Raw genomic sequence first — 11,387 nt, forward strand, 5'->3', positions numbered from 1 at the left:
TGTATAAGAGACAGTTAGGATACAATAAAAATAAATCAACCAAAGGTGGCGTTTATGGCAACCCTACTCAGTGAAATCAAATCACAGACTGGACTGGTCATCTCTTGGGAAGCCTTACCCGATGATTTTCAGTTAGAGGATGAACCAGTGGAAAATACAGGACAGCCACTTTTAGCGGGGGCTTTGCGGGAAAGTTTAGAAATCAGTGGATTTATTCAACCACAGATGTTAATCGCTGCCAATTTCGGGCTGTGTGCCACATTAAATGAGCAATTTGTGGCTAAAGCACCTGATTGGGTATATGTGCCTTCTGTTAAAGAGATATTAGCAGAACGGAAAAGCTATACACCCAATTTGGAAGGGGATATACCTGCTGTAGTGATGGAGTTTTTATCAGATAAAGACGGTGGAGAATATTCAGTTAAGCGTACCTATCCGCCGGGAAAATGGTTTTTTTACGAACAAATTTTACAAGTTGCCATTTACATCATATTTGAGCCAAATGGGGGATTATTAGAATATTATCAACTGGAAAATGGACGTTATGAATTAAAACAACCAGATGAGAATGGTCGTCATTGGATTGACGCAATGGGACTGTTTTTAGGAACTTGGCGAGGGGAAAAGGAAGGTCGTTCTGGGTATTGGTTAAGATGGTGGGATCAATCAGGTAATTTGTTACCTTGGGCTGTGGAATTGATTGAACAGGAACGCCAAAGGGCGGAACAGGAACGTCAACGGGCGGAACAGGAACATCAACGGGCGGAACAAGAACGGGAGGAAAAAGAACGGCTAATAGCTTATTTGCGATCGCAGGGAATTGACCCCAATAATTTGCCTAAAGATGCTTAACTAGATATTTGCAGCCGCACAGATAGCAGTTAAAATGGCATTGTTGATAGCTAAATCCTTTTTTGATAAAATAACATCTTCTGACATTGTACGTTGAGCCACGACAGCACAAACAGCCGCAGCGGCAAAGTTATAAACACCTGCCATTTTGAATAACATTCCTGCTTCCATTTCGTAATTCAAAATATTTAAGCGGCGATATTCTTCGGTAATTCCATTAAGAGATCGGATTAAATAAGGATTAGCTGAATCAGTCCGTTCTTGTCCTTCATAAAAGGTATCAACTGATGCTGTAATTCCTAAATAATGCTCAATTTTTAATTCTTGTGCTGCTTTCACTAAAGCTACTGTGAGAAAAGGATCTGCTGTGGCTGGATACTCTACAGGTGCAATATCATTAGCTGCACCTTGACGACACAAAGCTCCCTTACTAATAACAATACTCCCAACAGATATATATGGTTGAATTGAGCCACAAGTACCAATGCGAATAATTTTTTGAATTCCTACTTGTACTAACTCATTGACAACAATACTCAAAGAAGGCGCACCCATACCACTAGTAGCAGATAAAATCTTTTTTCCATTGGGTAAATCGCCTAAATAGCTATGCAGTCCCCGATTTTCTGATAGTAACTGCACATTTTGTAAATGAGTTTGGGCGATAAAATTAGCCCGCTGGGGATCACCTGATAATAAAGCAATTTCGGGAGGAAATTCACCTAAATCTGCTTTGCTAAAACCAATATGATATAGCATTTTATTATTCATATTTTTCTAATTGATTACTGCATTCTATCAATTGTCCGATATTGAATTGCTTCGGCTACGTGGTGGGTTTTGAGGTTTTCATCTCCTGCTAAATCTGCTATAGTTCGGGATACTTTAAGAATGCGATCGCTCGCTCTTGCAGATAAGCCTAATTTCCTAATTGCAGCTTCTAATAAAGTCCGACTAGCATCATCTAATTTACACCATTTTTGTAAATGACGACTTTGCATTTGGGCATTACATTGTAAATTTTCTTCTTTTTGAAACCGAATTACAGCTTTTTCTCTAGCTTTTTCCACTCGTTCGGCTACAGATTTCGATGCTTCTCCTGTTGGTTGTTGGGTAATTTCTTCGGGTTTCAACCGATTTACCGCTACTTGTAAATCAATTCTATCCATTAATGGTCCAGATAATTTTGCCCAATATTGTTCCCGTTGTCGAGGTGAACAAGTACAGCCTTGAATTGTATCACCATAATAACCACAAGGACAGGGATTTGTACTGGCTACTAATGTAAATTGTGCGGGAAAAGTCACGGATTGTTTAGTTCGAGAAATAGTCACAAAACCATCTTCTAACGGTTGACGCAAAAACTCCAAAACATCTCTTTTAAATTCCGTTAATTCATCTAAAAAAAGTACACCTCTGTGAGATAATGAAATTTCGCCAGGACGGGGAAAAGTGCCACCACCAACCAAAGATGGACCCGATGCAGAATGGTGGGGACTCCGAAAAGGTCTTTCTCTAACTAAAGAACCCCGATTTTTCAACAATCCAGCCACAGAATGAATGCGTGTTACTTCCAAAGATTCAGGAAAACTTAAAGGTGGTAAAATTCCCGATAACCGCCTTGCTAACATCGTTTTTCCGCTTCCTGGTGGTCCAACAAAAATTAAATTGTGTCCCCCCGCAGCCGCAATTTCTAAAGCCCTGCGGGCGTGCGCTTGTCCTTTGACATCCTGTAGATCTGCTAAATTCAAAGATGTTGACTGGGAAGTTTCAATTGTTTGATTTAACTGGACAGGTTGGTATTTTTGAGGATTATTTAATAAGTCCACTACATCAGCAACATCTTTGCAACCATAAACCGTTAAACCTTCAACAACAGCAGCTTCTTGGGCATTATCAATAGGAACAACTAAACCTGTAATTCCCATTTTTTTTGCAGTTGCAGCAATAGGAAGAACACCAGCAACCGGACGCAAACTACCATCTAGAGAAACTTCACCTAAAAATAAAAAATCTCCCAACAAATCGGCATTAACTTGTTCAGAAGCTGCTAAAATACCCACACTAATTGGTAAATCAAAAGCAGGTCCTTCCTTTCTTAAATCTGCGGGAGTTAGGTTAATGACAATCTTCCGTATAGGAAAGGCAAAACCTGCATTTTTCAAAGTGGCTTTTACCCGTTCTTTAGATTCTTGAATAGCCGAATCTGGTAAACCTAAAATCACAATTCCCGGTAAACCACCGGAAACATCAACTTCCACACCCACTTTTACAGCGTCAATCCCGATGATAGATGCACTCCAAACTCTTGCCAGCATTTTTCTATATGAATAAACCTTGAGGATATCAAAGCAGATTTTTAGGTAAATTAACAATGAGTGAAATCACTGAATAAAAATGTTATTAAAAACTTTTAAAACAACCTCCAAGGGACTTCCAATTAAAAAAATCCCCAAAAGTTTCTTGTGGTGCGGGACGAATTGCCCGCTAATTACCAAGGACAGGCAGGATGCCCATCCCACAAAATTGGGTAATTTATTTTTTGGTGATCCCTAAGGAATGATACACTTTAAATTACCTAAATTAACCATTTGTTCCTGAGACTGGGGAATAGTTAGCTGAAAATAACAAATACCTCCTTCATAGTCCACATTAGCTGCATATTTTCCCGGAGCAACACTGTCTAAATAAAAATCTCCTTCCTTACCAATAGGTGAGTTAATAATTTGATTATTCACAGTTATATTTAACTGACCATAGGACGGAATTACAGTTTTTCCTGATGTTTCTACCGACAAAGTACCGACAAGACTCTGAATTAGTTGCACAGAAAAACGCACAACCGCCCCACCTCGAAAAGGTGGGGTAATTACTTTTTCATTAGCATCAATTTTGTAGTTTAAAGGAATATCCTCATCTTGGATTTTCAAATTATTCCCATTGTAAGGGCGCAGATTAGTAATCATTAAATTACCCTGAGAACCAGTGCGTCCAACTTCCTGATTATTACTGTAACCACGCACACCCCTCACCCCTGGAACTTGCATGATTGCAAAGCTTTGGGTAACAGGAGGGGCAAAGAAGACATTATTCCCTATGCCGATAATACTACCAGAGACATTAACAGAGCCACTATTTGTACCATTACTGCGGTTGAGGTTTAACTCATAAACACCAAAGGGAGCGCGATACTGGATACTACCATTGGCGGGAATTTTTTCCCCGTTGGGGTTAACCTGAAGACGGTAGCCCAAGCCATTACCAGTCGGTGGAGATTTCTGCACAGATACAGTGGAGTTAATTGCAGTTTTACCATTGGTATTTTGCCGATTAATACTGGCTCTAGCATTACCTAAAGTATAATTGAAACCGATAAATAGTGCATTTGTGGTTGGTTGTGTAGGTTGGTTAGACTGGGTGAGATTTATAGATAAATCTGCACGGGAATTGAGACGCAAACTACTAGTGAAACCTAGACGGTTATTCTGTCCTTTGTCACGGAAGTCAGAGGACGCATACTGCAAACCTAAGCTTAAATTACGGGTAGGAGATATAGAAATAAAAGCATTATTTTCTAACTTGGCTCTGTCATCTAATGCTGTCAAACTTAAATTAGCATATCGGTCACTCAACAGCCGCACCGAACCACCAAAACCGATATTACGACGAGAATAGCTATAAGTCAGAGCAGCCGCAGCCCCCGGTATTCCTGATTCACTACTGGCGGCTAGGGATAGTCCTAAAGCCCCAAAGGGCAGGATAGTGGTTAGACTAGAACCACCACTAATTAAATTACTAGCAACCTCCAATTTTATTTAGCTGCATTGATTACAAATAAGTAGTGAGACAGAATTAATTACACAATGTCATTGCGTAAGCGTTGCGTGGCGTTAGCCATATGAAACGAAGTGAAATGAAGCGATAGCGAAGCGCTGCTGCAAGCAGTTCGCAAGGGTTGTGATTGCTTCCCTTCGCTCGCAATGACTGTAAATATTTTTGTCCAATTAAGTAGGTTGGTGTTGAAAATTGTCGTTATGGCAAGGCAAAAGGCAAGAGGCAAGAGTGAAGAGGGTTTGGGCGATTTTACATTTCTTTACACAGTTTGGTTTTATTGTGTTCACCTACTTACTTAAACATTTACATATATTCCAGAATAAGTAAATAAAGTTACTGAACACATAAACGCCTCTTTTTTCAACGGGGCTTTCAGGCTCTATCCCTTATGAAATAAGCTGTTTAGCCGCATTGTCACCCGTTAAGCCTCTTTTACACTCCCTGCAACTGAGCTTAGATGATGTGATGCCCTGGTGTTGATAGTTGGGATAATTCATTTTCTATCAAGTATAATTAAATCAACCATAACGGTGAAGTTAAGGTATATAAATCATGGTTCAAGTTTTACAAAAACCAGTAACCTTTGCAGAATTTGCAGACTGGAAACCAGATGGAGAACCCTATGAACTGCATAATGGAGTAATTGTGGAAATGTCACAACCAACAGGACCACATGAAGATGTCATAGGATTCTTGATAGAAGAATTAGTAACTGAATACAAAAGACTGAAGTTATCTTATTCCATTCCCAAGCAAGCATTAGTCAAACCACCTAAAAGCGAATCAGGTTATGTACCAGATATTCTATTATTAAACAAAACTAATTTAGTCAATGAACCTCTGTGGCAAAAACAATCAACTGTAACTCAAGCTGCTTCTATTCCCTTAATTGTTGAGGTTGTTAGTACAAATTGGCGTGATGACTACTTAACTAAATTACGAGATTATGAAGAGATTGGCATTCCTGAATATTGGATTATTGATTATTTAGCTTTAGGAGGTATTCGTTATATAGGTAGTCCTAAACAACCTACTATATCTATTTACTTATTAATTGAAGGTGAGTATCAAGTAAGGCAGTTTAGAAATGATGAAAAGATCATATCACCAACTTTTCCAGATTTGAGTTTGACTGCCCAACAGATTTTTCAAGCTGGTAATATTGGTCTGAATCACGGATTAGACGGATTGCGCTGATTTCACGGATTTTAGTAACTTTTATCATAGCAAACAACCTAATCCGCCCCATCTTTTAATCCCTATAATCCGCGATTCTGACTTTGCCGGAGGCACATCGCCGGATTCGTTAAGAATTGTAAAACCATAAGAATGTAAGGATTAAAATGTCATGAAACCTTAAAATGAGAATTGCTGCTTTGAAACCCCCCTTCCAGCTAAAAAAAGTTTTTCTGCTTCCCTCTCCTCTTAGGAGAGGGTTAGGGAGAGGTGCGGGGAGAGGTTTACCAGAGGGGTTTATTTATACATTAAAAACTTTTCAAACATCCTCTTAATTCCTCTAAACTTTCAACCGTGAGGATTGAACGTTGAATTGTTTTTAGTGTCTCAAGATCAGATATTTGTGATATTTTCGGTATGAATCTTAATCCTTCATTACCAAATTTTACTTCTAAACATAACTCAATGCTAGAGAGTCTGTCTTTTCTTTCTCCTTGTTGTTCACCTTGTTGCATTCCTTGTTGCAATATTTCCTGATACCAAGGTGATTCGCGTAAAACTGTCATATCCCACCTCATAATTTCTTGAACTAAGGAACTATCTAATACAAACGTAGCAAAAAAAGCAAGAACCGTTTCTAGTTGATTTAATTGTTCATCAGCTTGCAATAAACGCAATGCTTCCCGAATTATAGATTCATCTTCACCACCTTTGAGAATCGGCACAAAAGGCAGTAAAGATGCTAAAGGTTGTTCTAAGGCAATGTTAACATCTACTTCCCACAGGTTAATTACACGGTAATCTTGACGAACTTGTAAACCAGCAAGATTAGATTCAAATCGCGTGGGGATTTCAGCATCACCTGTTTTGAGAATGTTAATTAATACAGGATATGTGGGTAATTTATATTTTTCTTCAGCTAATCCTGTATAAGCTCGCATCCTTCGCGGCAGTTCTGATTTGTACCGCAATTGCAATTCATTAAGAACCATAAATTGCCCATATTCTTTACTTTCAGCACGGATAAGGACATCACTTTCTCTACTAATCCATTGAAATTCAGAATTGAGAATTTCCCCAGCAACCACATCTGGGATTTGCGTTACCCATTTTACCCAATTATTGGGTGCAAGACTAATTAAGCGTTTGGTACTAACATCCGCAGGTTTGGCCATAAAACTATAGATGCACTAACTACATACCATCTTAACTTTTTATCGCTTGTTCGAGCGATCGCTTAAAATCTTTAACAGATGAGTAAGTAAAAACTGCATGAGTCCGAACACAGAAACCATTTTCAGTAAAATCATTCGTAAAGAAATTCCCGCGAATATTGTTTATGAAGACGATTTAGCCCTAGCCTTTACAGATGTTAACCCCCAAGCACCAGTTCATATCCTCGTTATTCCCAAAAAACCCATAGTTAGTCTAGCTACCGCAGAACCTGAAGACGCAGCACTTTTAGGACATCTATTATTAACAGTCCAGAAAGTTGCAGCAGCAGCGGGACTAGAAAACGGTTATCGAGTCGTTATGAATACTGGCGCTGATGGCGGTCAAACAGTCCATCATCTACATATACACATCCTTGGTCGTCGTCCTATGTCCTGGCCTCCAGGTTAATTATAGCGTTTCCCGGTTATGCACAGAAATCAGCTTTCTGTGCTATTTTTACGGATTAAACAGATAAATAATTGTTGCTTTGTTACCTACTAACTCAAGTTGCTAAGTAGTGATATAGAATTAATTACACAATGTCATTGCGTTAGCGCAGCGTGGCGTTAGCCATATGGAACGAAGTGAAATGAAGCAATTCTAAGGGTTGTGATTGCTTCCCTTCGCTCGCAATGACTGTAAATATTTTTGTCCAATTACTTATCTGAAAACGGTTCATAGTTTAACTAAATATGAAACCCCTCTCCAAACCTCTCCCCGCAACGGGGAGAGGCTTTGAACTTGTTATAAAAAAGTTTGTATGATAAAAAAGTCCAGCTTCTAGTACAAAACGGCGTAAATAAACCAACCATTCTAAATCCTCCAAAAGCCTATACTGTCTTCATTTTGACTTTTGACTTTTGACTTTTGACTTCCGCCTTGCGGTACTAGCCGTTTTGAGTATAGTTATCTAGTTGAGGCTGGTAATAGGTGATAAAATTCCAGTTCTCATCCTGTACATCCTTAAATCCTGGACATCCTGATTCTGACAATTTCTCTAACTAGCAACTTACGTTACTATATGCAATATCGTCGGTTTGGTAAAACTAATTTATATCTTTCTGTTTTTTCTTTGGGAACAATGCGCTGTTTAATTGATAGGGAGAATGTCCAACAACTTCTGGAAAAAGCTTTATCTTTAGGAATTAATCATTTAGAAACTGCTAGAGGTTACGGTGACAGTGAAGCATATTTAGGTAAGGCTATAAAAGCTGGTTTATCAGTACCTCGCAGTCAAATTCACATTACTACCAAAATTCCCCCAACACCTGATGCTGATTCTATGCGTCGGTATATTGATGAATCTTTAAATCGCTTGAATTTAGATTATCTGGATTGTTTAGGAATTCATGGATTAAATACTTGGCAACATTTAGAATGGGTACAAGCTAAAAATGGCTGTATGCAAGCTGTTGAGGAAGCTATTAATGATGGGAGAGTGCGACATCTTGGGTTTTCTACTCACGGTTCATTAGATGTAATTTTAGCAGCGATAAATACAAATCTTTTTGAATTTGTTAATCTCCATTATTACTATTTTTTTCAACATAATGCCCCCGCTATTAAGTTAGCAAAAGAGAAAGATATGGGCGTTTTTATTATTTCTCCTGCGGATAAGGGCGGAAAATTATATACTCCACCCCAAACTTTAAAGGAACTTTGTCACCCATTGACACCATTAGACTTAAATTATCGGTTTTTGCTGAGTGATAACCACATTCATACTTTGAGTATAGGACCGGCAAACCAGGAAGAATTAGTAATATCTCCAGAACTTTTTGAGAAGAAAAATGAATTAACAAAAGCCGAAATTGATATTTTTGAAAAATTAGAAAATCAGCAAAATAATGTGTTATTAACCGATAAATGTAGTCAATGTTATGCCTGCTTACCTTGCCCGGAAAATATTCATATTCCCGAAGTTTTAAGATTACGAAATCTAGCCGTAGCTTATGATATGACAGATTATGGTAAATATCGTTATGGAATGTTTGAAAATGCCGGTCATTGGTTTCCAGGAATGAAAGCTAACCGTTGTACAGAATGTGGTGATTGTTTGCCCAAATGTCCAGAAAATTTAGATATTCCTACTTTGCTAAAAGATACCCATAAAAGATTGGAGGGGAAAGCAGGAAGAAGATTATGGGGATAAATTGAAAATTTAACCTTGATTCTTTGCGCCTTTGCGCCTTTGCGTGTTAGCAAAGCGGAGCGAAGCGGGGCGAAGCCTGACATATTCATATTTGCCAAAAATCTAAGCTTCTTTAACTCTTACTTCCTCAACTTCTGCCAATGTTTCCATAGTTAGGGGTGTAGATTGACTAGCACCAGAGAGAAGTTTTAACAAATTAGGACGGGCATCATATAATAGATAGATAATGCGATCGCCTATTTCCCACTGTTGGCTTGCAGACATCACCTGTAACCGTTCTTCTCGTTCTAACAATAGTGGTACTAAGATCCCCTCTCGAATTTTTTCTTGGATATGTTCATGTTGAGAGTCAAATTCCGCCGCATTTAATGTAGTTGTTCCTAATTTCACCTGTCCATTTATCAAATATTCATTCCAAGTTTTTACCGGGAAATCAGAGACAAAGGCTTGCTCAACCTTACTATTAACCAAGGGAGAACCTTGGGGATGATGGGGAAATATAGCTAAAACCCGGGGAGGATTAAATTCCTCAGCAGCCCGTTGAGCTAAGACAAAATTCACTTCACCATTGCTAGTAATAGCTAAAAAAGTCCCCAGCGAACCAATACCAGCTTCTTCCAGTATTTCCCCATCTAAAGCACTACTAGCAATCACTCGCAGATTTTGGGCTTCAGCTTGGGCTAAACGTTCCGGGTCAGTATCAATCATCACTACACTTTCTCCCCGTTCTTGAAAAAAGCGGGCAATTAATAAACCCAGGGGATTACAGCCGACAATTACCGCCCCAGTTGCATCTTTAGAAGTAATTCGCAACCATTTAACCAACCAGCCAGCGGTTAAACCTTGACAAAAAACTGTCATGATAATTGTCAAAAAGACTAAGGCTTTAATCGAATCACCACCATTAACGCCCCTCTGGGTCAGTAAAATCGCAAATAAAGACGCTACAGAGGCGGAAACTATGCCTCTGGGTGCAACCCAACTTAAAAATAGTTTCTGTCGCCAATTTAGATCACTATTCCAAGTACACAAAATAATGTTAATGGGGCGAACCACAAACATTAACACCAAAACGGTGAATAAACTCCCCCAACCTAAAGCCAAGACACTGGCAATGGATAAATCAGCCGCTAGGAGGATGAATAATACAGAAACGCTGAGAATTGTCAGTTGATTTTTAAAGCTTCGCAATAACCGCTCTTCGGGAACTGAAGAGTTAGCAAATACCGCACCTGCTACTACTGTGGTCATGATTCCTGATTCAGAGCGAATCATTTGCGCTAGGGCAAATAACACCCATAAAACTGCCAGTACAACCAGATTTTTCAGTTCAAAAGAGATGAAATTGGCGCGTTTGAACATCCAACTCATTAAATATCCACCAACGCCACCAATACCCGCACCCACAGTGAAACGTAAAATTAGACCAATAATGGCATTAATTGGGTCTGTATCACCGTTTAAAATTGTATCCAAGACAACGTAAGCCAGGATAGCTCCCACGGGATCTATTAAAATTCCTTCGCCTTCTAATAGCGTTGCAACTTGTCTATCTACGTTTATTTGTTGAATTAAAGGACCAATTACGGTCGGTCCGGTGACAACAACAATGGACGCATACAGCACTGCTATATTCCAGGGAAACTCCCCTAGCCAGTGTGCGGCAAGACTTCCCCCTAGTAGGGTGATCAGAGTTCCCAAGGTGACGAGTAACTGGAGACTGAGGGAAACTTTGCCTAACTCCTGTCGATCTAATTTGAGTCCTCCTTCAAACAAAATGATTGCTGTTGCTAGGGAAACAATCACTTCTAATCCTGTTCCTAGTAAATGGGGTTGCAATATTCCCAGCCCGTCTTTACCTAACAGGATGCCTAATAAGAGTAGTAACACGATGCTAGGTAATTTGAAATATGCAGCCATTACCTGGGCGCTAATGCCTGCAAAAACAGTGATCACCATCTGGAGGGTGATTTCAAAAGGTGCTTCCATGTTGTAGATTTTGAGCCATTGATTTCAAAATCCTCTCTAAAGAATCATAAACATTAAGTTTACAAAAATTGTAGTCTGATTATTTTTTTTGGCAAAAGGCAAGAGGTAATGGCTAGTAGTCTGTCAACCTGAAAATGACGGGTGAGGGGAGGTGGGGGGCTGTCTCTTA

General features: G+C 39.2%; 9 protein-coding genes. 4 read left to right on the forward strand and 5 right to left on the reverse strand.

Annotated features, from left to right (window positions below; all coding sequences use genetic code 11):
* Positions 1 to 54: 54 nt before the first annotated feature.
* On the forward strand, positions 55 to 852 hold the full coding sequence (locus IQ228_RS11650) for a Uma2 family endonuclease (RefSeq protein WP_027403235.1): 798 nt from the start codon (positions 55 to 57) through the stop codon (positions 850 to 852).
* On the opposite strand, the gene IQ228_RS11655 is transcribed toward IQ228_RS11650, so the two are convergent.
* The 3 genes from IQ228_RS11655 to IQ228_RS11665 all read right to left on the reverse strand — a co-directional run bounded on the left by IQ228_RS11655 (position 853) and on the right by IQ228_RS11665 (position 4,661).
* Positions 853 to 1,623 carry a nucleoside phosphorylase gene (locus IQ228_RS11655; protein ID WP_027403236.1) on the reverse strand — a complete coding sequence of 257 codons (771 nt, stop codon included), beginning with the start codon at positions 1,621 to 1,623 and terminating at the stop codon, positions 853 to 855. It lies immediately after the preceding gene.
* Between the two features lie 14 nt (positions 1,624 to 1,637).
* Positions 1,638 to 3,170 carry a YifB family Mg chelatase-like AAA ATPase gene (locus IQ228_RS11660; RefSeq protein WP_027403237.1) on the reverse strand — a complete coding sequence of 511 codons (1,533 nt, stop codon included), beginning with the start codon at positions 3,168 to 3,170 and terminating at the stop codon, positions 1,638 to 1,640.
* 234 nt (positions 3,171 to 3,404) lie between these two features.
* Positions 3,405 to 4,661, reverse strand: coding sequence for a fimbria/pilus outer membrane usher protein (locus IQ228_RS11665; protein ID WP_228043829.1), 1,257 nt, complete (start codon positions 4,659 to 4,661; stop codon positions 3,405 to 3,407).
* 577 nt (positions 4,662 to 5,238) lie between these two features.
* On the opposite strand from IQ228_RS11665, the gene IQ228_RS11670 reads away from it, so the two are divergent.
* Positions 5,239 to 5,883: a Uma2 family endonuclease gene (locus IQ228_RS11670; protein ID WP_027403238.1), complete on the forward strand. Its 645-nt coding sequence runs from the start codon at positions 5,239 to 5,241 to the stop codon at positions 5,881 to 5,883.
* Between the two features lie 287 nt (positions 5,884 to 6,170).
* Here IQ228_RS11670 and IQ228_RS11675 read toward each other — a convergent pair whose 3' ends face one another.
* Entirely contained in the window at positions 6,171 to 7,037 is an 867-nt protein-coding gene (locus IQ228_RS11675; protein ID WP_193962912.1) for an Rpn family recombination-promoting nuclease/putative transposase, read from the reverse strand.
* A gap of 97 nt (positions 7,038 to 7,134) precedes the next feature.
* Between IQ228_RS11675 and IQ228_RS11680 the strand changes: the two genes are divergently transcribed.
* Together IQ228_RS11680 and IQ228_RS11685 are read left to right on the forward strand one after the other, a co-directional pair.
* On the forward strand, positions 7,135 to 7,485 hold the full coding sequence (locus tag IQ228_RS11680) for a histidine triad nucleotide-binding protein (protein ID WP_027403240.1): 351 nt from the start codon (positions 7,135 to 7,137) through the stop codon (positions 7,483 to 7,485).
* A gap of 613 nt (positions 7,486 to 8,098) precedes the next feature.
* On the forward strand, positions 8,099 to 9,229 hold the full coding sequence (locus IQ228_RS11685) for an aldo/keto reductase (RefSeq protein ID WP_193962913.1): 1,131 nt from the start codon (positions 8,099 to 8,101) through the stop codon (positions 9,227 to 9,229).
* A gap of 102 nt (positions 9,230 to 9,331) precedes the next feature.
* Here the strand turns inward: IQ228_RS11685 and IQ228_RS11690 are convergent, their stop codons facing one another.
* Positions 9,332 to 11,218 (reverse strand): sodium:proton antiporter, encoded by a 1,887-nt coding sequence (locus IQ228_RS11690; protein ID WP_193962914.1) that lies wholly within the window; start codon positions 11,216 to 11,218, stop codon positions 9,332 to 9,334.
* Between the last annotated feature and the right edge of the window lie 169 nt (positions 11,219 to 11,387).

Origin of the sequence: Dolichospermum sp. LEGE 00246 (assembly GCF_015207865.1) — a bacterium.
GTDB lineage: Bacteria > Cyanobacteriota > Cyanobacteriia > Cyanobacteriales > Nostocaceae > Dolichospermum > Dolichospermum heterosporum.

What these genes read in the sequence shown, in the direction of transcription:
- IQ228_RS11650 (WP_027403235.1), top strand. Translation starts at nt 55, where the DNA reads ATGGCAACCCTACTCAGTGAAATCAAATCACAGACTGGACTGGTCATC.
- IQ228_RS11655 (WP_027403236.1), bottom strand. Translation starts at nt 1,623, where the DNA reads ATGAATAATAAAATGCTATATCATATTGGTTTTAGCAAAGCAGATTTA.
- IQ228_RS11660 (WP_027403237.1), bottom strand. Translation starts at nt 3,170, where the DNA reads ATGCTGGCAAGAGTTTGGAGTGCATCTATCATCGGGATTGACGCTGTA.
- IQ228_RS11670 (WP_027403238.1), top strand. Translation starts at nt 5,239, where the DNA reads ATGGTTCAAGTTTTACAAAAACCAGTAACCTTTGCAGAATTTGCAGAC.
- IQ228_RS11675 (WP_193962912.1), bottom strand. Translation starts at nt 7,037, where the DNA reads ATGGCCAAACCTGCGGATGTTAGTACCAAACGCTTAATTAGTCTTGCA.
- IQ228_RS11680 (WP_027403240.1), top strand. Translation starts at nt 7,135, where the DNA reads ATGAGTCCGAACACAGAAACCATTTTCAGTAAAATCATTCGTAAAGAA.
- IQ228_RS11685 (WP_193962913.1), top strand. Translation starts at nt 8,099, where the DNA reads ATGCAATATCGTCGGTTTGGTAAAACTAATTTATATCTTTCTGTTTTT.
- IQ228_RS11690 (WP_193962914.1), bottom strand. Translation starts at nt 11,218, where the DNA reads ATGGAAGCACCTTTTGAAATCACCCTCCAGATGGTGATCACTGTTTTT.